Origin of the sequence: Methylophilus sp. DW102, from assembly GCF_037076555.1 — a bacterium.
Classification (GTDB): Bacteria; Pseudomonadota; Gammaproteobacteria; order Burkholderiales; family Methylophilaceae; genus Methylophilus; species Methylophilus glucosoxydans.
In genome coordinates, this window is the sequence record NZ_AP029023.1 from 782,286 (window position 1) to 802,423 (window position 20,138).

Genomic DNA, 20,138 nt, shown 5'->3' on the forward strand with positions numbered 1-20,138 from the left:
GTGTCAGAAAAAACTAGTCCGACTAGTCCTGTCTTAATGTGACTGCAACATTCACTCTTTAGACTTGCTGCTCAAATTCACTTGTCAGCAAAACTATGAAGAACACACTTGGTTTATTGGTTGCAATTTTAGGGCTCACACTCTCTGTTTCCGGCGAGGCTGCATGGAACAAAGACTGGGCTACCCAGCAAAAAATCAGCATAGACACTACCAATATCAAAGAGGCAGTCAACCAGGCGCCGATGCTGGTGCGTCTGCATTCCGGTAATTTTGATTTTACCGGCGCCAATGTGGATGGGGCTGATCTACGTTTTATTGCGGCAGATGACAAAACCGAACTCAAGTTTACCCTGGAAAAATATGATGCCGTCAACGAATTGGCGGTGGCCTGGGTGGTGTTGCCGCAAGTATCTTCGGCCAACAAGGAGTTGTTTATCAATCTGGCAGCAGGCAATGAGTCTGCCACAGCCGCCAGCGATGCGCAGGCACTGAATGATCCGGCCTTGCTGGCACGGTTTGCCTTCTCTGAAAATGCCTTGCTCAAGGATAGCGGCCCGAGCCAGTTGACGGCCAGCGGCAACGCGACTGTACAAAAAGCCGGGTTGATTGCAGAAAGCGCCTTACTGAATAACAGCCCTTTGGCATTGACTTTGCCAGCTGTGCCAGTGTTGGCCAATGGCAGCACCTGGTCGGTCTGGCTTAAGCCTGCCAGCTTGCCGCAAACCGCCGTATTGTTCAAAAGCGGCAATATCAGCCTGCAGCTGGATGGCAGTACCTTGGCATTGCAGGCCGGTGGTGCAGCCACCAAAGCAGGCGAATTAAAGGCCGGTCAATGGCAGCATGTGGCGTTGGTGTTTCAGGCGGGCCAGGTTTTGGTTTACCTGAATGGCCAAGTCGCTGGTCAAGTAGCAGTGACCGATGCGCAAGCGGCTGCGACATTCACGCTGGGCGAAAACCTGAATGCTGAAGTCGATGAGTTGCAGTTGGCGAACACTGCCCGCAGTGCCGCCTGGCTGACCTTGGTTGCCCAATCACAAGGCGCGGATGCCAGCATGGTGAAAGTGGCTGCCGCGGGCGGGGAGGAAGAAGCAGAAGGCGGCGAAGCCAACTACATGGGCATTCTGATCAACAGCTTGACCGTGGACGCCAAAGTGGTGATCGCGATTCTGGCGGTGATGTTCGCCATCAGCGCCTGGGTGATGGTGAGCAAAGCACGCCTGGTGAGCCGTACTGACAAAGACAATGACCTGTTTCTCAAGCGCTTTCAACAGTCTAATGCTGCTGACTTGCTGGCACTGGACAAAACCGGTAGCTACACCCACTCCAATCTGTTTGGCTTGTACAAAGCTGGCTTACGTGAAATAAAAAAACGTGAAGTGGATGGCAAAGTGGCTTTGGGCGGCGCCTCAATTGATGCGATCAAGGCCGCTGTGGATGCCGATCTGGTACGTGAAACCCAGCGCATGAACAGCATGATGGTGTTGCTGACCATTGCGATTTCCGGTGGACCTTTCCTGGGCCTGTTGGGGACTGTGGTGGGTGTTATGATCACCTTTGCTGCCATTGCCGCTGCCGGTGACGTTAACGTGAACGCGATTGCGCCGGGGATTGCAGCCGCCTTGCTGGCCACGGTGGCTGGCCTGGGCGTGGCGATTCCTGCCCTGTTTGGCTATAACTATCTGGCCAGCCGCGTCAAAAACATCACCATCGCCATGCAGATTTTTGTCGATGAGTTCATTACCCGTACCGCTGAACTGTACGGTAAGGAATAAGGCATAAGCGATGTCAGAAGGCGTCAAAGAAGAGAACCAGCTCTACGACGAGATCAACATTACGCCCATGCTGGATCTGGCGTATGTGCTGCTGGTGATTTTTATCATCATGACTACCGCGTCCGTGCAAGGCGTCAAAGTCGACATGCCGCACACGGTGAACTCTGCTGCCTTGGCCAAACCGCAAATGCGCGCGATTACCGTTACCAGTGATGGCAGTGTCTACCTTGATGCGTTCCCGGTGGATATGGCACAGCTGGAGCAGCGGCTGGCGCAATATAAAAGCAGCAATCCCGAGCTGCCGGTGGTGCTTAAGGGGGATGCCGCCGCGCATTATGAAAAGGTCTCTGAAGTGCTGGAAATCTGTAAACGGCTGGACATTACCGAAGTCGGCCTGGTGACCAAGAAAGTGGTGGAGTAAGCCATGCAGGTACAAAACGACGCTCAACCATACGACACCATCAACATCACGCCCATGCTGGATTTGGCCTATGTGCTGCTGGTGATTTTTATCCTGATGACCACGGCGGGCGTACAAGGCTTGACCATGAATCTGCCCAAGCCGTCTAACAAGCCCAGCACTGAAAAACACGACATCAAAATCGTGCAGGTACAACAGGGCGGCACGCTCACCATCAATGGGGTTGGCGTGACCATGGCTGAACTGGAGACACAACTCAACCAGGCCAAGGCCATGGATCCCAAGTTCAACGTCATGATCAAGGGGCAGCCACAAGCCCCGTATGCCGGAGTGATCGGCGTCATTGACCTCGTTAACCGCTTGCAAATTGAAAATGTCGGCCTGGTGACCGGCAAAATCGGGACTTAGGGTATGGCGATGGAAGATAACCTTTCCACTGACACGCCGGTACACCCCGCACGGCTGTGGGCGACCCGCATCCTGATTGCTGTATTGGTGCTGGCCGTCTTGGCTGGCATCGCGTATGGCATCAAAAAACTGTTTTCGGGTGGGCCGACGCAGAAAAAGCAAATCACTACTGTGAAATTGCTGCCCGACACACCGCCGCCACCGCCACCGCCTCCGCCTAAAGAGCCGCCCAAGGAAACACCAAAAGAGCAGCCGAAAGAGGCGCCTAAAGAGCCTGAGCCCAAACCGGTTGAAGCACCGCCTGCCGAGAACCTCAAGATGGAAGGTGCTGCGGGAGATGGCCCAAGTCCCTTCCAGTCCGGTGCCGTGAATAATGAGTACAAGGGGGGCGACGTCACCACTGGTCCCAAGATTGGCGGCAAAAAGAATATGGCTGCGTTTGCCTGGTTTACCAACAAGGTAGATGCGCAAATCAAGAAAGCGCTGGATGCAGAAAGTGGACTGAGCAAAGTGAAGTATCAGGTCGATGTCAGGGTGTTTTTAAATGCCCAGGGCGACATTGATCATGCGGAATTGATTGACTCCAGTGGCGATGCTGAAACCGATGCCTTGATCCGCAAAGTATTGAGCCGGATTCCGCCGTTGAAAGAGTCTGCGCCAGAGGATATGCCAAGAAAGGTCATCGTCAGAATGGCCTCGAAAAACATGTCATGAAGTACGGAACACACAACAGCGTTAATCACTATTGATCGCAAGCCTCGCAGTAAAGAGCCTCTTGCTAAAGAGCGAAAGTAACTAGGGAAAGATATGAAGATAAAAGCAAAGAACTGGATGATTCCATGGCTGGTGGCCGGCCTGTTTAGCACACAAGCCCAGGGTGTACTCGCCGGTGAGCGTGAATCACTGGAAGAGGTGCGAGCCACCACCATGAATTTGATCGAGTTGCTGGTACAAGAGGGTGTACTGTCTAAAGAAAAGGCAGATGCTTTGCTCAAGCAGGCGCAAGCTGCCAAACAAAAAGCACAAGAAGAAGCGGCCAGTGTTGCCGAATCTGCAGCACCAGATGCGCCAGCTGCGGCGACGCAATCGAAAGCGATCCGCGTGCAATATGTGCCTGAGCATGTCAAAAACGAAATGCGTGCTGAGATTGAGCAAGAGGTGATGAAAAAACTCAATTACAAGGCAGGCGAGCGGTTAGGGATTCCAGAGTGGATTGATCGCGTTGAGTGGACGGGTGCTCTGCGTTTGCGCTACCAGGAAGATATGTTCAATGAGTTCAACACGCCCCCTGTGTTTTTGCGAACCAATGAAGTCCAGAACATGAGCAGTGTGAACAATACCACTGAAGACCGTGATCGCCAGCGTATCCGGGCTTTATTCGGCGCTAATTTAAAGATCAATGAATGGTTGAACGGCGGCATCCGCTTTACCACCGGTATGCTGCAAACACCAGTCACGCCTAACCAGACGGAAGGGTTTTCACAAGGCAAGTTTGTATTTGGCCTGGATCGCGCTTTTCTTGAAGGCAAGCCCTATGATTGGCTAACATTGACTGGTGGCCGTTTTGCCAACCCATTCTTTACCGGTAACCCGACATTCAATACTGACTTGCTCTGGGACCCTGATCTGGCCTTTGATGGTTTTGTGGCAAGAGCTAACCCGGCGATTAACAATCACTGGCGGGTATTCTCGACGGTTGGCGCTTTCCCGATCGAAGAGATCGAGTCTTCTGATACGAACAAAGCCAGAGACAAATGGCTTTATGCTGCGCAGGGGGGCATCGAGTGGACAGCCAGCAATGACACCAAGGTTAAGCTGGGGGTGGCCTACTATGATTTTGAAAATATAGAGGGCGAGCGTAATCCGGTCAATGACAGTCTCAAGTATGCGGGTACAGCCCCGTTATGGCGCCAAAAAGGAAATAGTACCTTCAGTATCGATGGTCTAAATAGCAATCTTTGTGGAGACACAGGGCCTTGTGGACTGGCTTCCAAATTTCAGTTGATCAACTTTACCGGTGAGATTGATTTAGCCACGTTCGATCCCGTTCACGTGATCTTGCACGGGGCTTATGTACAAAACATCGGTTTTGATCAGCAAGAGATTTTGCGTCGCACCGGTAACTTGTATAAAAAAGAAAATGAGGGCTATGAACTCTCACTCATGGTGGGTAATCCTTTGATTAAAAAGCTGCATGACTGGCAAGTGTTTGGTGGCTATCGTCGTCTGGAGCGTGACGCCATGATTGATGGGTTCACAGACTCCAACTTCCGCTTAGGTGGCACCGATGCCAAGGGCTTTTTTGTGGGTGGACAGTATGGTCTGGGCAAAAATGCCTGGTTATCTTCCAGATACGTCAGTGCCGATGAAATTTCTGGTTTGCCATTCTCTGTGGACACCTTCTTTCTTGACTTTAATGGCCGGTTTTAAAGGGACTGTATGAAACTCATCTCGTCACTCCTGCTGAGCCTGAGCTTGATTGGACTCTGTGTAGAGCCAACGGCTGCTGCAGAAAAGCAGGACAAATCGGCCAAACGTGCCGCCATCCTCATGCAAAAAATGAAGCAGGATATGGAGGCTGAAAAATCTGCCCTGCAATCGCAGTTTGAGCAAGAGAAACAGGGCTTGTCGCAAGCCCTGGATCAGGCACAGTCTGCACAGCGCTCGCATTCGGCCAAATTGCAGGGACAGCTCAAACGCAACCAGCAATTGCAGTCTGACAATCAGAAGCTCTTGCAGGAAAAAGACGCGTTATCTGCGCAACTCAAACAGTTGCAAACACAGCTCGCCGAAAAAAACCAGCAACTTGAGGCGGCCGAACAACAACTCAAGCTTGCACATGCGACGCAAGAGAGCAACGAGCAGCAACGCAAACAACTGCTTTCCAAAGTGAGTGACAGCCACCAGAAGCTGACCAGCTGCGAAGAAAAAAACAGCCGTTTGTATGCGTATGGGCATGAGTTGGTGGATTTGTATGACAATGCCAGTTTTTATCAAAAAGTGCTGCGTTCAGAGCCGTTTTTTCAATTAAAGCGGGTTGAACTCGAGAATATCCTTCAAGAGAAACACAGTCAGTTACTGGAAAACAAGGTCGACAAAATTGCAACGCCTTAAGTGGCTTCCAGCATAGGCAGGTAGCTGGTTTGATGATAGGCTTGCCTGCATGATGCATTTAATTGATCACTGGTTCACGCGCGCAGAATGTGCGCGCATCTTTCCGTTTATCGGCTTTATTTTGCTGTTGGCCCTGCAGCCTTGGTTAGTGGATCTCTTCACTGCGCTGGGGGTGGCGGGGCAAGCGGCGTATTTGTGTCGCTGCTTGCTGGCCTTGGCGTGCCTGTTCTACTTTAAAGCCGATTATCGCGAGTTGACCGACAAGCCTGCGCGCGCGCAGATAGGGCTTGCCTTACTGGCGGGGGTGCTGGTGTTTGTTCTGTGGGTTGCGCCTTACCCAGTCTGGTTGGGCGGGAGCGAGACACAAGCCATCGTGGCGATGCCTATGCAGACAGGGGAGGATCTGTTCTGGTTAGCGTGCCGTTGGGCGGGTTCTGCATTAGTGGTGCCTGTCATTGAAGAATTGTTCTGGCGTTCGTATCTGATGCGCAGGCTGGATGCGAACGATTTTCTGACTGTGTCACCTGCCGCAGTCACGACTTATGCAATCCTGCTAAGTAGCGTATTATTCGCTGTGGAGCATCAACTCTGGTTTGCAGGGCTGTTGGCAGGATTGGTATATGCCTGGTTATACCGTCATTTCCAGGTGCTCTGGGTCGCAATCATTGCGCATGTCACCACCAATGCGCTCTTAGGGGCGTGGGTAGTGTTTGGTGACCATTGGCAATATTGGTGAACCGAGTGTGTAAGCGTTTGTCTTGAACAGCGCGTCTTGCTCAAGACGGCGGATTAAAAACCGTTATCAGGTTGCGAGTGATCGCAACAGAAGTTAAAAATAGCGAATATTAAAGGGTGATGATGAAAAAAATCGCATTGATCGTACCAGCACTGATGCTGGTAATGGCTGGTTGCAGCAAACATGATGAAGCCAGCAAAGGCGGCTCCCAGGTGGTTGCCAAAGTGAATGGCAGTGAAATTACCGTTCACCAGCTGAATTTTGCCTTGTCCAAACTGGGCAAGCTGGACCAGTCGCAAGTGAAAGCCGCGTCTGAAAAAGTGTTGCAGCAAATGGTAGACATGGAATTGCTCAAGCAAAAGTCTGTAGATGAAAAGCTGGACCGTGACCCGAATGTGTTACAAGTGCTTGAGGCCACCAAGCAGCAAGTGCTGGCGCAAGCCTATATGCAAAAAGTGGCGGCAAAGCAGGCCACCCCTTCAGCCGATGAAATCCAGAAGTTTTATGATACGCATCCAGAATTATTCAGTGAGCGTAATGTGTATGTGATCCAGGAATTTGCCGTGAAAGATGGCACACAACACGTCAGCGAGATTGAAGCAGGCATTAATGCCGCTAAAACGCCAGAAGATATTGCTAAATGGCTGCAAGACAATAAATACGTCTTTAACGTGAATGCCAGCCGCAAAGCCGCCGAACAGTTGCCACTCGAGTTGCTCAAGCAGCTTAACGCGTTGAAAGCGGGCGATACGCTTGTAGTCAAGAGCCCACAGGCGTTAGTTTTGCTGTATCTGGCTAAAGTCGATCGCCAACCGGTCAATTTTGACAATGCTAAACCAGTGATCCAGCAGTTCCTGGTCAACTCTGGGCAGCAAACACTGATCAAGAATGAGGTTGCGAGTTTGCGCAAAGAGGCCAAGGTCGAGTTTTATGGCGACTTCTCTAAAATGACCCTGAACGCTGACACCACTGCGCCTGCAGTCCCAGCAGCCAAACCAGAACCTGCAGCGGTTGCACCAACATCGCCAACAGAAGCCACACATAATCAGGCGATTGAAAAAGGTTTGTCCGGCTTGTAAGCATCAACCTGCCAACGGAACGGCAGACCTGCCAAATCAACAAAAGCCCTGCATATTGCGGGGCTTTTTTATACGCTATGTGAGGATGTAGATTCCGGTGTTTAATTGGCATGGAAGGGCGTTTGCGTTATGCAAATTGATAGGTTGTTGAAGCCAAAACATATGGCGGACTGTAGACGAGTCCGCCCTACGAGGGCTATTGATGTGAACAAGAAAACTCTTCTAAAGCTGGTGCTAACGCTTATTTGGACAACGTTTTGGTATATGCCAAAAATAAACTTGGATATGCATGACACTTACACAATTTTAGGGGTAATAGAAAAAAGAAACGTCAGAGGTGGCAAATATGTAATTAGAGTCTCTAATCCTCATAAAAATAAAACCGTTTTTGACCATGATCTGTACATATATCCCTGGTTTTCTTACAGCTACGCTCAATTTGGTGTCAACAACGCGTCCTTTTGTGAAACGCGTGAAAGTCTTGCGCTTATCAGTGAGCAAGCCCCTGTGCAAGTTCTTTTTGCTAGGAATGTTGGTGGTATATTTGCCAAAGATTATATGGTCGCTGAAGTGAAACTTAATGGTCATGCAGTTGACTGCTATTCAAAAAATGAAGTCCTTAAGCATTACCAAGAGTTATGGTTGATTAATTTTCACCCTCTTTCAATAGGTTTTTTCATATTAGGATTGCTTGCAATTTGGTACTCACGGTTTTATAGCTTTTTAAAAGTTAACAAGGATAAATAAGATGGCAACTTCAGGTCTGTTAGGATTAGCCCGTGTAGGGCGGACTCGTCTTCAGTCCGCCGTATGAAATAGATTCAATCATCAATCTAAGTGATGATCTTGCGGTTATCAAGCGTCCCCTCATCGTCTGGATGCACTTATCTTATCTCAAGCACGCTGTTTTCTGCGCCAGGCCCATCCGCCAGCGAGCAGCAAGACCAATGGCAGCCCAAACTGGAAACCGTTAAACAGCAGCATAAGCCAGGTACGTTGCGTCGGTAATGCAATCACGGTATCGCGTAACGGCGTCACGGGCAGGCTGACGGTAGGCTGGTTATTCACGACCCATTGCAGGCTTTGCAGGCTGAGTGCCAGGTTGCCGCCGCGCTGGATTTGCTGGTTAGAAAAAAAGTCTGGGCTCGCGATGACCAGAATGCGTTGTTTGTTGCCCGAGGCTAGGGGTTTTTCCAGCGCCAGCATCAGTGTGGCCGGGCCGGGCGTATCTTTGGTGGCATTAAAGGTCATGGAGGAGGGCGCTGGATGTGCGGGCTGATAGCTTGCGCTTGCCCAGCCTTGTTCTGCTGCTGCCACCAGAGGCAGGCTTTGCCACGGGTCATTCGGGATGCGCTGGTGCTCTATCGCGTGCGCCTGGTTGAAGAAGGTGCGCAAGCCAAATTCCTGCGTCGGTCCGCGGGCGCCATAGCGCTGGGTACTTAAATCATGCAGGGGAATATCAAACTGGCGATTGACTGGATCAATGACTATGCCTGGGCTAATGGTCAGGCGCAGCTCTTCTGCCAGTGCTTGCAAGCCCTGTGCCTGTGGCGAGACGGTGAGCCAAACCAGGTTGCCGCCTTGTTGCACATGTTGGCGAATCGCCGCGATTTGTGCAGGCGAGTAGGGTTTGTCGCTCCCGGCAAGGACCAAGCTAGGTCGGGTTTTCGCTGGCGTGGCTGGCAGGTCTCCGGTCAAGACGGGAACGCCTGCATTTTGTAGGGCTTGTGCCAATTGGCTCAAGCCAGTGCCATGCGTGTCATGCAATGCATGGGCCGCGAGAAATTGCAGCGGGGCGCGTTCGCCATGCTGCAGGCTTAGCAAGGCATTGGTAAAGGCTTCTTCGGTATAAGGCAAATACAGGCGCTGCTGCTGGCCGGCATAGCGGATCAGCATTTCGCCTTCTTTTTTAATCTGCCACTCTCTGGCCAGCGTAGGCGCGGTGGCCGGATCAATAAATTGCAGGTGTATGCCGCGGTGTTGCTGCTGATAGCGCTGCACCAGCGCCACAATCGACTTGCGGAAATAGCGGCCTTTGAACGGGCTGTTGCTGCAAAAGGCGATAATCTCTATGCGACCCGGCAGGTCATGGAGAACCTGCTGGCTGGCGGCAGATAAGGTGTTGCGATGATTGTGTGTGGTGTCTGCCGTGGCATGAAACTGCCAGGCCAGCCAGCCCAGTCCCAGTGCCACAATCAGCAGCGCAGGCACCACCAGTTGATGCTGCCACCAGTGGGCAAGACGCTGGTTGAAAGGAGGGACGGTGGAGGTGTCTTTGGTTGTATTAGCCATACAGTCGGTCCGCATGTAAACGCCGGATCGCCAGCAGCACAAAAAAGCCGGCAAACAAGACAAAAAACAGGATGTCGTAGCTATTGAGAATGCCCAATGCAAACTGGCGGTAATGTTGCATCAGTGAAAAATCATGAAACAGGGCCTGGTGGTCGTCGCTGAAAAACTTGTCCAGCAACAGCCAAAAAGTCAGCGCGGTCAGGCTGCAGAATGCTGCCAGGATAGGGTTGGCGGTCAGGCAAGAAATATAGAGCCCGAGCGCACTGCTGGCTAGCATCAATAACCATAAGCCAAACGCATGCGTGAGCAGATAGGGCAGGTCAATTTCTGCCCAGGGCAGCAGCAGCGCGATCATCAGCACCATGCTGAGAATTAACAGACTCAAATAGCTGAGGATGCCAAGCAGCTTGCCCAGGATCAGTTCAGTCATGCTGAGTGGTGCACTCATGAGCAAGGCCATGGTCTGGTTTTTGCGCTCCTCACTGATCAGCTTCATGCTTACCAGCGGCACCACAAACAGCATCAGCACGGCTGCCACACCAAACACACCTTCCGCCATAAACTGGGTGAGGCCGATACGCTGCACCTGCCAATGCGCGCTTTGCATGATCTCGAAATACTGGTTAAAACTCAGGCTGTAATAAGTGCCAACAATGGCCTGAAAGATGGCCAGCACCAGCCAGCCCATGGGGGTGGCAAACAGGCTGCGTAATTCTTTACGGGCAATAATCAGTATCATGGGCAACCCTGCGCTTACAAGCCCTTGATAATGCCAAAACGCACGGCAATATGCACCAGCTGGCCAGTGGTTTCGACGCCCAGCTTTTGCCGCACACTGGTCTGGATGTTGGCGACGGTTTTATAGCCAATATGCATGGCCTTGGCAATCGCTGCCAGCGCCTCCCCTTGGGCAATGCGTCTGAACACCTCAAACTCGCGTGGCGAGAGTTTCTGGATCGGGTTTTCCTGGCTTTCCAGGTGATACATGGACAAACTCTGTGCCAGTTCGTTATTGATATAGCGGCCGCCCTTGAGGATTTTCTGCACCGCCTCCAGCACTACTTCTGGCGGCTCAGTTTTGGTCACATAGCCGCGTGCACCTGCTTGAATCGCGCGCGTGGCATAGATGCAGTCGTCATGCATGCTAAAAATCAACACGCGCATCTGCGGCTTGCGGTGCAAAATGCGTTTGAGCGTTTCCAGCCCCCCTATGCCAGGCATGTCCAGATCGAGGATCAGCAAGTCCGGGTGGTTTTTTTCCACCAGCAGGCAGGCTTCTTCGCCACTCAATGCATCTTGCGTGACCTGGTGGTTGGCCTGCTCCAGCATGGTCCGCAAGCCTTGTCTGAGCATGGCGTGGTCATCTGCGATCATTACTTTGGCCATGACGCGTACGACTCCTTACTTCTTGTTAGCAAAGGTGATGTTCACACATTTGTCATTGGCAAATGTGAGTTCGGCGGTATTGAAATATTTATTCGGCGCATATTGAATCTTGCCCTGGTAATACCACATTTCAACGCTGTCACCTTCGCCTGCCGTCGCTTGACCTTTTTCCTGCAGGATCTGGTCAGCGTTATGGGGTTTAACGGCCACTTCCTTTTTCACCGGTTTGCCCAGTTGCTCTTCGACAAATTGGCGGGATTTTCCGCTATAAGCCTGCAAGAAGGGTTGCTCTAGCGTGTTGAGGTCTTTGGCTGCGAGCGAAAAAGGGAACAGCAGTACGATCAGGCCTGGCCATTTAGGATGTTGCATAGTCATTGACTCCCGGGTTGGTGGGTAAGGAAGAGGCAGGCAAAGCCTGCGGGTGTGCCTGCAAGGGCAATAGGCCAGTAATCAAGGTGCCGGCTTGCAAGCCACTCATGAGCTTGAAGCTGCCATGCAGGGATTCGATGCGTTCGCGCATGCCGACCAGGCCGACGCCTTCGGTGGCCAGTGAAGTATCCATGCCTTTGCCATTGTCACGTACTTCAATCTGCAACCACCATTTGTCCTGACGCTGGATCACCTGCAAATCGATCCAGACTTCGGTGGCCTGGGCGTGACGTGCAATATTGGTCAGCGCCTCTTGCGTCACGCGAAACGCCACGATATTGATATCTTCGTTTAAGGCATGCTCGCCGGTATCCAGCATCAAATGGCAATCCACGCGCGGATTGAGTTTTTTCCAGTCGCTCACCAGTCGCTCGATGGCACCAACCAGGCCCAGTGAATCCAGTGCGGGTGGGCGCAGATGCTTGATCAGGGCGCGGATGGATTGCTGGACGTGTTGCGTATTGGAGGCGATTCTGACCGCAATCACATGCGCCTGCTCCGGCGTGCTTTTTTGCAGGGTGAGTGCATCCATACGGATCGCCGTCAGGTATTGCCCGGTTTCGTCATGAATCTCACTGGCAATATATTTCCGCTCATGTTCCTGCACCTGCATGGCATGGCGCGCCAGCACACGGTTTTCTTTCAGGGTACGTTCCAGGTCCTGCTCGACTAGGCATTGCTCGGTCATATCTACTAGATACCCATGGATTTGTGCGGCCTGGTTGTCGCTGGGAGCCATGTAAACAAAGCGGGCACTCACATAACACGGCAGGCCATCTGGGCGGCGGATTTGCAGCTTGTTGAAGTTGATTTCCTGCTGCTGTTGCAATTGCACAATAAATGGCAGCCAGTCAAAGCTGAACAACTCACGTGTATTGCGGTTGTGGCTCAGTGGGCGGCAAATACGCTCAAAGGCGCGGTTGTGCATGCCGATGTTGCCTTCCAGGTCCAGCACTACATTCCCGGTCAAATCTCCATCAAACAGGGTTTTATAGAGCTGCTGGCTGCTACTCAGACGCGCCTCGGTCTGTTTGCGGCGCTGGATTTCGGCATGAATCTCACGCCAGCGGCGCTGGCTGAACCACACACTGAGCAACACCAAGACAAACAGGGTCAGTGGGACTTCGTCTAGTTGCGCATATTCATAGGTGAGTAGCCAGGCGTTCACACGTTCTGCCAGGTCGAATGCGGATGACAGCACAAAAGTGACGGCCACGCCTGCGATCACGATAAGCGTGTCACGACTGGCCCGACTGAGATGGCCGAGCTGATGAAATACCCTAAAGAATGGCATAGACCAATGATATGAATGCATGACTTGAAAGATCCACTCAGTCAGCGCAGAGCACATCTGCTATTGACGGTGTTGGCGGTCAATTTGCGCCAAGTGAATGTGCGCCACTATAGACCACATCCCTAAGCTGGCTGTAGTGAAAGATTCCCGTTGTGGGGTGTGATGCGATGATGAATTCTTGAATAGATGATAGGGAATGTTTCATCTATTGCCAATGTTACAAATTATTAACAATTTCGGTCGTGAAGTGCAGCATTCGGGGGGGTGACTGCAACAACACATCAAACTCATTCTTGAGAGATTAGGAGATCGTATGAAAAACAATTCAACACGTGCCATTGTTGGCGCTTTGGTTGGAGGCTTGTTTGCCAGCGTTTCTGGTCTGGCATTTGCGGATGCTGACCTGGACAAGGCATTGAACACCCCAGGGGCTTGGCCTGTTGCAACCGGTGGCTATTATAGCCAGCACAACAGCCCGCTGGCACAAATTAACAAATCCAACGTTAAAAATGTGAAAGCAGCCTGGTCATTCTCTACCGGTGTGCTCAATGGTCACGAAGGTGCGCCATTGGTCATCGGCGACATGATGTATATCCACTCCGCTTTCCCAAACAACACTTATGCTTTGAATCTGAACGATCCAGGCAAAATTGTTTGGCAACACAAACCTAAGCAAGATGCTTCTACCAAAGCAGTGATGTGCTGTGACGTGGTAGACCGTGGTCTGGCTTACGGCGCGGGTCAAATCGTGAAGAAACAAGCCAATGGCCATGTACTGGCGTTGGATGCCAAAACCGGTAAGGTGAACTGGGAAGTGGAAATGTGTGATCCGAAAGTCGGTCAGACATTGACACAGGCACCGTTTGTCGCCAAAGACACGGTCTTGATCGGTTGTTCTGGCGCTGAGCTGGGTGTGCGTGGTGCGGTTAACGCACTGGACCTGAAAACAGGTGAACTGAAATGGCGTGCGTTCGCAACCGGTTCTGACGAGTCCATCCGTTTGGCAAAAGACTTCAACAAAGAAAACCCACACTACGGTCAATTTGGCCTGGGCCTCAAAACCTGGGAAGGCGATGCCTGGAAAATCGGTGGCGGTACTAACTGGGGTTGGTATGCTTACGATCCTAAGTTGAACCTGTTCTACTACGGTTCCGGCAACCCAGCACCATGGAACGAAACCATGCGTCCTGGCGATAACAAGTGGACCATGACTATCTGGGGTCGTGACCTCGACACCGGGATGGCGAAATGGGGTTACCAAAAGACACCTCATGACGAGTGGGACTTTGCTGGTGTGAACCAGATGGTGCTGACTGACCAACCGGTTGACGGCAAGATGACACCGCTGCTCAGCCACATTGACCGTAACGGTATCTTGTACACGCTGAACCGTGAAAACGGCAAGCTGATCGTGGCTGAAAAAGTCGACCCAGCCGTGAACGTGTTCAAGAAAGTGGACCTGAAATCAGGCACACCCGTGCGTGATCCAGAGTTTGCAACCCGTATGGACCACAAAGGCACCAACATTTGTCCATCTGCGATGGGCTTCCACAACCAGGGGGTTGACTCTTACGACCCAGAAAGCCGTACCTTGTACGCAGGCCTGAACCACATTTGTATGGACTGGGAGCCGTTCATGCTGCCATACCGTGCCGGTCAGTTCTTCGTCGGTGCAACTCTGGCGATGTACCCTGGCCCGAATGGCCCAACCAAGAAAGAAATGGGTCAGATCCGTGCATTTGACTTGACTACTGGTAAAGCCAAATGGACCAAGTGGGAGAAATTTGCAGCTTGGGGCGGTACTTTGTACACCAAAGGCGGCCTGGTTTGGTACGCAACACTGGATGGTTACCTGAAAGCGTTGGATAACAAAGACGGTAAAGAGCTGTGGAACTTCAAGATGCCATCTGGTGGTATCGGATCTCCAATGACTTACTCCTTCAAGGGTAAACAATACGTCGGCAGCATGTACGGTGTCGGTGGCTGGCCAGGCGTTGGTCTGGTGTTTGACCTGACAGACCCAAGTGCTGGTTTGGGTGCGGTTGGTGCGTTCAAAGAACTGCAAAACCACACACAAATGGGCGGTGGCCTGATGGTGTTCAGCCTGTAATTCAAGTCCTGAACCTGTTGATGTAGTGTGCAGGGTGGCCGTTTGTCGCAAGACGGGCTGGTCACCCTGTTCTCAGCCCTAGAGTGAAGAGAGCAAATATGTTTCCTGATGTAAAAAGAGTCCGTGCTGGCTGGGTTAGCGCCTGCCTCACGTTGGCATTCAGTCTGTTGGCGTTGCCTGCCGTGGCTGCAAATGCGCTCAATGTCTGTGCTGGTAAGTCCGAGCTGCCTTTTTCAAATGACAAGCAAGAGGGCTTTGAAAACAAAATTGCAAATGTGATTGGCAAGGCCATGAATCTGCCAATTAACTATTTCTGGTGGACCAATCCACTCACCCTGCAAAAAGACATGGAAGCAGGTAAATGTGATGTGTTGATTGGCACCGATCCGAATGATCCGCGTGTGCTGACGACCAAACCTTACTACCGTTCAGCTTACGTGTTTATCACACGCAAAGACCGTGAAATTGATGTGACCTCCTGGGATCATCCCTACCTCAAAGAGAAAAATTTCCGTATCGGTGTCATGCCGGATAGCCCCGGTAAGAATATGTTGCTGCAAATCAACCGTTTTGACGACATGTTTGACTACTTTACTGAAATCCAGAATTTTCAGTCCACCCGCAACCGTTACATCCACGTCGAGCCGTCACGGCTGGTGAATGATGTGGCCAATATGCACTTGCATATGGCGATGTTGTGGGCGCCAGAAGCTGCGCGTTATGTGCGTGCTTCCGAAGTGCCGTTGAATATGGTGATCGTCGAAGATACCGCCAAAAAAACCAACGGTGAAAAAATCCCCATGCACTACAACGTGGTCATGGGTGTCAACAAGCAGCACCCCGAGCTGGTGGATGCTTTGAATCGTGTCATTGATGCGCATGGCGCAGAGATTACTGCCATCCTCAAGGATGAAGGCATTCCTCTGTTGAGTCTGCATTAAGTCACTGTATTTTGTTAATCAAGTTTTGGAGTTTGAATTGAAAGAATCTCAACAACCGCATTTACGCCGCCTGCGTCAACCGCTGACCATGGCTTTGGGTCTGACGGGTTTGGTCATGGCTGCTTTTCTGACGGTGGCCTGCGCCAAAGATGAATCTGCTGCGAGTCCTTCAGCGACTAAAGCAGAGGCGCCTGCAACACCAGCCACTGCCGTGCATGTCGCGTTGAAAGATGGTCCGCCATTGGAGTTTCGTGGCACGATTTCGGGGGATGTGCTGGAGATCGCACCGATGGACGGTGAGACCTTTACCCCTGAAGCCAAGCATTTTTTAGCCACCGGTGAAAACCCCTACCGATCCGATCCTGAAGCGATCAAAAAAGGCTATACGATTTTCTCAACCGCCTGTTCTGGTTGCCATGGTCACCTGGCTGAGGGCAAGTTAGGTCCGGCGCTGGCAGATGAATACTGGACTTATCCTAAAAATCAAACCGACAAGGGCATCTTTGAAACCATTTATGGTGGGGCGAACGGCATGATGGGGCCACAACAGGGCCGCCTGCAAGTGGATGAGATTATTCATATTATTGCCTGGATTCGTCACCAGGAGGAAGAGAACCTTAAAAACGGTGGTGCGGCAACGCCTCACGGTTAAACGACTTACCAGAGGGTTAGGCTGGTGGGCCCTCTGATAATTGAAAAAAATACACCAGCTAATTTGTGATTAAGGAGAAATGTGATGAAACACGTAATGACATTACTGGCCGTGGCTGGTGTGTTGGCAGTGTCCAATCAGGCTCTGGCTTACGATGGTCAAAATTGTAAAGAGCCAGGTAACTGCTGGGAAGCCAAACCCGGCTATCCGGAAAAAATTGCGGGTTCCAAATACGACCCAAAACATGATCCGGTGGAACTCAACAAACAAGAGGAAGCCATCAAAGCCATGGATGCACGTAATGCAAAACGCATTGCAAACGCCAAATCCAGCGGCAACTTCGTATTTGACGTGAAGTAATCTTAAATTCCCCCCAGGAAACTGACATCGTTTCCGGTGTCAGTTTCGTCCCCCGTTTGCATGTGACATACCGGTGTCGATTGTGCGCAGTCGATAGTGGCCTGTTTCATTCTGAATCATGGATGGTGTATGGAAAAACAAATGGATTTGGCCGCATGGCGTGAAGGTGCGCTGGCGTTCGAGCAAGCATTAAACAGTGTGGTTGTTGGCATGCCTGAGCAAGTCAGGGCGCTCACGATTGCGATTTTTTCACGTGGCCACGTGCTGCTGGAAGGCGACGTTGGCGTGGGTAAAACCACGCTGTTACGCGCGGCTGCGCAATTGCTGGGTGGCGGCTATCAGCGCATTGAAGGTGCGATTGACCTCATGCCGAGTGACTTTTTGTACCATGCCTATATCAACGAGCAGGGGCAGGCTGCGGTCAAGCCGGGGCCACTGTTGCAACATGAAGATGCGCTCTCGGTGTTCTTCTTTAACGAAATCAACCGTGCCAGACCACAGGCCCACGCCTTGTTTCTGCGCCTGATGGCTGAGCGCTCGGTCAATGCCTTTAACCGCGAATATCATTTTCCACACCTGACTGTGTTTGCTGACCGTAACCGGCTGGAGCGTGAAGAGACGTTTGAGATCCCTGCGGCGGCACGTGACCGTTTCCTGATGGAAATTTCGGTGAAGGCGCCGGATGCACGTGAGCTGCAACGGGCACTGATGTTTGATACCCGCTTTTATGATGTCGATGCACTGGTCGGCCAGTTGCCGTCAGGCCTCACCCCCTACGATCAACTGAATGCGCTGGCTGCGCAGGTGCAAAGCACCGTGCGTGCAGAGTTGGCCTTGCAGGAGTATGCGGTCGAACTATGGCGCGTGCTCAAGGATCCGCTGGCCGCAGGCATCAGCCTGCCCGAGGTGGATATGAGCCGCTTGCTGGCCGGTGGTGCCAGCCCAAGAGGCATGGCCATGTTGATGCGCAGTGCGCGTACGCGTGCCTGGCTCGAAGGCCGCGATTATCTCACCCCGGATGATATACGTGCCGTATGGCCGTATGTGGTGACGCACCGCGTGTTTTTGAGCGGCGCCTATGCCTTGCAGCATGAGCGGATTGCCCCGCAATTGCTGCAAGCCGTGCTGGATAAAGTCTCTGCGCCCTAAGCGGTGCTGCAGGTTCAAGTCATGATGCAGACCGATGTGTGTGTATGGATGTGAGTGAAGCATGGTAGCTGCAAGCAACGCAATGGCGCAAGAGACCGGGCGGCCTATGCAGCCGCTCTCGGCGGCGTCCGTACAAGCCGCCTTCGAGCCACACCAGTTCTTTTATCCGGTGCCATGGCGGGCACACAGCTATCACGCGGGCGCGACGCTCACCAAGCATCATGGCAACGGCACTGACTTCGCTGGCTATGCTTCTTTACTGGCTTGCCCGGATCCCAAACGGATTGATATTCGGGCCAGTGTACGCACGCAGCCACAGCAATGGCTGGTCAGGACCTATCTTGAACGTGCTGCCATTCATGTCTACGCCATTCTGGATGTTTCCAGCTCCTTATTTTTTCAGGGCCCTTCTGCCCAAGATTTGCAGCAGCGCCTGACCCGTTTTGTCGCGTCGCTCGCGTGGTCGGTCACGCGCCAGGGCGATGGCTTCGGCATGCACGCTGCCAGCGACCATTTACCAGGCAGTTTGCAACGCCTGCCCAGTTTTCAGCCTGGCACAGCGCAGCAAGTACATGGGCTGCTCAATGACTATTGGCAGCAGGCGCGTAGTTCGGGTGCTGATCACGGCCACACGGCCAGCGCCCTTCCTGCTGCGATAGAGGCCATCGGTCCACGGCGTGCGCTGGTATTCCTCATCTCTGACTTTTTTTGGCCAGAGTCACTGCTGCAAGCCACCATGCGTGCCGCTCAGCCACATGATGTGGTGCCTGTGGTATTGCGCGATGCCTCGGCGTTTGAGGCATTGCCGGCGTTCGGCTGGGCGCGATTACGCGATATGGAAACCGGGCAGGAGCGCAGCTGGCTATTGCGGCGCAAGTTGCGCACACAGATCGCCGCGGATGCCGCGCAGCAAACGCAGTCGCTCAATCTTGGCTTGGTCAAGGCGGGTGCTAGATCCCCTTTGTGGCTAGCCCCGGATTGGCGTGCGGAAGACGTGAGCCGACACTTGATGGAGACGATGGCATGAGTATCACAAGCAACCGGTTTGCGGGCACGATGCAGTTTACGCGCTGGCTGGCGACATTTTTTGCAGGGTATCTGCTGGCGGCCACTACGCTGGCATATGCCGCCAGCACCACAGCAAGCACCCAAGCCACAACGCACGCCAGCATACGCGTAGAAAGCGCCACGCGTGAGGCAGATTACACGCTGGGCAGCATTGCAACACAGCATCTCAAGATTCATGTCCCGCCTGGTTTTGTGCTGGATCCGGCCAGTTTGCCTGCCCCGGCACAAAATGAGGCCATTGAGTTGCGCGATGCCCATTGGCAACATGAGGACCTGGCGAATGAGCGCGTGATTAACCTGCAGATAGACTGGCAAATTTTTGTTGCCGGCGACACGGTTAAAATCCTGCCCTTAAAAAAACTGCACCTTGAATTCACCTGCGATCAGTCCAGCTGCGCCCAGCAACGGTTGACCGTTGATGTGCCGCCAGACAAGGTCATTGTGTCGAGTTTGCTGCCTGCCCGGATTGATGCCGAGCACGTCAAGCTTTACCCGGATGCGCCCATGCCAAGCTGGCCGCTCGCGCCACAACTGTGGTCACTGGCAGGTTGGGGAAGTGCGCTTGTATTGGCATTGCTTTACCTGGCCTGGGTGGCCGGCTGGATCGCCTTGCCACAAGAAAAACACATGCCTTTCCGTCAGGCCTGGCGCCAGATACGCAAACTCAGGGGAGGGGCGGCCTCGGATAGTTTGCAGGCCATGCGCTTGCTGGTGCGGGCCATGGATCAATTTGCCGGGCATGCGGTGACTGCCGAAAATCTGCCACAGTTAATGCAGCAGCAACCTAGGCTACAGGCCTATGCGCCTGCGCTTGAGGCCTTTTACGCGGATGTACAGCAGGCGTTTTTTGCTGGCCGAGCTGTGACGTCTTCGATCGCTTTGCTGACACAATTAGCCAAAGATTTGAGTCAACTGGAGGTCGCTTAA

Annotated in this window: 21 protein-coding genes; 16 read left to right on the forward strand and 5 right to left on the reverse strand. The window is 52.5% G+C overall.

Annotated elements, in window-relative coordinates; translation table 11 throughout:
- Nucleotides 1–95 precede the first annotated feature (95 nt).
- From AACH41_RS03655 to AACH41_RS03695, 9 genes are all read left to right on the forward strand, one after another.
- Nucleotides 96–1,772, forward strand: a complete 1,677-nt coding sequence (locus AACH41_RS03655) for a DUF2341 domain-containing protein (protein ID WP_338656803.1) — start codon at nt 96–98, stop codon at nt 1,770–1,772.
- 10 nt (nt 1,773–1,782) lie between these two features.
- Entirely contained in the window at nt 1,783–2,193 is a 411-nt protein-coding gene (locus AACH41_RS03660) for a biopolymer transporter ExbD (RefSeq protein ID WP_018986307.1), read from the forward strand.
- A gap of 3 nt (nt 2,194–2,196) precedes the next feature.
- On the forward strand, nt 2,197–2,601 hold the full coding sequence (locus AACH41_RS03665; RefSeq protein ID WP_194747416.1) for a biopolymer transporter ExbD: 405 nt from the start codon (nt 2,197–2,199) through the stop codon (nt 2,599–2,601).
- Between the two features lie 9 nt (nt 2,602–2,610).
- Nucleotides 2,611–3,315 (forward strand): TonB C-terminal domain-containing protein, encoded by a 705-nt coding sequence (locus AACH41_RS03670; RefSeq protein ID WP_338656804.1) that lies wholly within the window; start codon nt 2,611–2,613, stop codon nt 3,313–3,315.
- Nucleotides 3,316–3,408: 93 nt separating this feature from the next.
- Complete coding sequence (locus AACH41_RS03675; RefSeq protein WP_275357177.1) at nt 3,409–5,031, forward strand: putative porin; 1,623 nt, start codon at nt 3,409–3,411, stop codon at nt 5,029–5,031.
- 9 nt (nt 5,032–5,040) lie between these two features.
- Nucleotides 5,041–5,715: a hypothetical protein gene (locus AACH41_RS03680; protein ID WP_338656806.1), complete on the forward strand. Its 675-nt coding sequence runs from the start codon at nt 5,041–5,043 to the stop codon at nt 5,713–5,715.
- A 49-nt stretch (nt 5,716–5,764) separates the two neighbouring features.
- Complete coding sequence (locus AACH41_RS03685; RefSeq protein WP_338656808.1) at nt 5,765–6,451, forward strand: CAAX prenyl protease-related protein; 687 nt, start codon at nt 5,765–5,767, stop codon at nt 6,449–6,451.
- A 119-nt stretch (nt 6,452–6,570) separates the two neighbouring features.
- Nucleotides 6,571–7,530: an EpsD family peptidyl-prolyl cis-trans isomerase gene (locus AACH41_RS03690; protein WP_338656810.1), complete on the forward strand. Its 960-nt coding sequence runs from the start codon at nt 6,571–6,573 to the stop codon at nt 7,528–7,530.
- A gap of 129 nt (nt 7,531–7,659) precedes the next feature.
- Nucleotides 7,660–8,277 (forward strand): hypothetical protein, encoded by a 618-nt coding sequence (locus tag AACH41_RS03695; protein ID WP_338656811.1) that lies wholly within the window; start codon nt 7,660–7,662, stop codon nt 8,275–8,277.
- Between the two features lie 147 nt (nt 8,278–8,424).
- Here AACH41_RS03695 and AACH41_RS03700 read toward each other — a convergent pair whose 3' ends face one another.
- From AACH41_RS03700 to AACH41_RS03720, 5 genes are read right to left on the reverse strand one after another with little or no spacing between them, the layout of a single operon-like run.
- Nucleotides 8,425–9,822 carry a DUF4350 domain-containing protein gene (locus AACH41_RS03700; protein WP_338656813.1) on the reverse strand — a complete coding sequence of 466 codons (1,398 nt, stop codon included), beginning with the start codon at nt 9,820–9,822 and terminating at the stop codon, nt 8,425–8,427.
- A complete protein-coding gene (locus tag AACH41_RS03705) occupies nt 9,815–10,561 on the reverse strand; it encodes an ABC transporter permease subunit (RefSeq protein WP_194747403.1) in 747 nt (248 codons plus the stop codon). Before AACH41_RS03705 ends, AACH41_RS03700 begins: the two co-directional genes overlap by 8 nt.
- Nucleotides 10,562–10,575: 14 nt before the next feature.
- On the reverse strand, nt 10,576–11,208 hold the full coding sequence (locus tag AACH41_RS03710; RefSeq protein WP_194747401.1) for a response regulator transcription factor: 633 nt from the start codon (nt 11,206–11,208) through the stop codon (nt 10,576–10,578).
- Between the two features lie 15 nt (nt 11,209–11,223).
- Nucleotides 11,224–11,577 (reverse strand): hypothetical protein, encoded by a 354-nt coding sequence (locus tag AACH41_RS03715; RefSeq protein WP_275357165.1) that lies wholly within the window; start codon nt 11,575–11,577, stop codon nt 11,224–11,226.
- The gene (locus tag AACH41_RS03720) at nt 11,564–12,952 is read right to left on the reverse strand and encodes a sensor histidine kinase (RefSeq protein ID WP_228518681.1); all 1,389 of its coding nucleotides are present in this window, start codon (nt 12,950–12,952) and stop codon (nt 11,564–11,566) included. Before AACH41_RS03720 ends, AACH41_RS03715 begins: the two co-directional genes overlap by 14 nt.
- A 292-nt stretch (nt 12,953–13,244) precedes the next feature.
- On the opposite strand from AACH41_RS03720, the gene AACH41_RS03725 reads away from it, so the two are divergent.
- The 7 genes from AACH41_RS03725 (at nt 13,245) to AACH41_RS03755 (ending at nt 20,138) form a co-directional block, all read left to right on the forward strand.
- Nucleotides 13,245–15,041: a methanol/ethanol family PQQ-dependent dehydrogenase gene (locus AACH41_RS03725; protein ID WP_194747397.1), complete on the forward strand. Its 1,797-nt coding sequence runs from the start codon at nt 13,245–13,247 to the stop codon at nt 15,039–15,041.
- Between the two features lie 98 nt (nt 15,042–15,139).
- A complete protein-coding gene (moxJ, locus tag AACH41_RS03730; RefSeq protein WP_275357162.1) occupies nt 15,140–15,982 on the forward strand; it encodes a methanol oxidation system protein MoxJ in 843 nt (280 codons plus the stop codon).
- 37 nt (nt 15,983–16,019) lie between these two features.
- Entirely contained in the window at nt 16,020–16,634 is a 615-nt protein-coding gene (moxG, locus tag AACH41_RS03735; protein ID WP_338656822.1) for a cytochrome c(L), periplasmic, read from the forward strand.
- An 84-nt stretch (nt 16,635–16,718) separates the two neighbouring features.
- Nucleotides 16,719–16,994: a methanol dehydrogenase [cytochrome c] subunit gene (locus AACH41_RS03740; RefSeq protein ID WP_194747393.1), complete on the forward strand. Its 276-nt coding sequence runs from the start codon at nt 16,719–16,721 to the stop codon at nt 16,992–16,994.
- A 129-nt stretch (nt 16,995–17,123) separates the two neighbouring features.
- Nucleotides 17,124–18,143 carry a MoxR family ATPase gene (locus AACH41_RS03745; protein ID WP_338656824.1) on the forward strand — a complete coding sequence of 340 codons (1,020 nt, stop codon included), beginning with the start codon at nt 17,124–17,126 and terminating at the stop codon, nt 18,141–18,143.
- 61 nt (nt 18,144–18,204) lie between these two features.
- The gene (locus AACH41_RS03750) at nt 18,205–19,170 is read left to right on the forward strand and encodes a hypothetical protein (RefSeq protein WP_338656825.1); all 966 of its coding nucleotides are present in this window, start codon (nt 18,205–18,207) and stop codon (nt 19,168–19,170) included.
- Complete coding sequence (locus tag AACH41_RS03755) at nt 19,167–20,138, forward strand: hypothetical protein (protein WP_338656826.1); 972 nt, start codon at nt 19,167–19,169, stop codon at nt 20,136–20,138. Before AACH41_RS03750 ends, AACH41_RS03755 begins: the two co-directional genes overlap by 4 nt.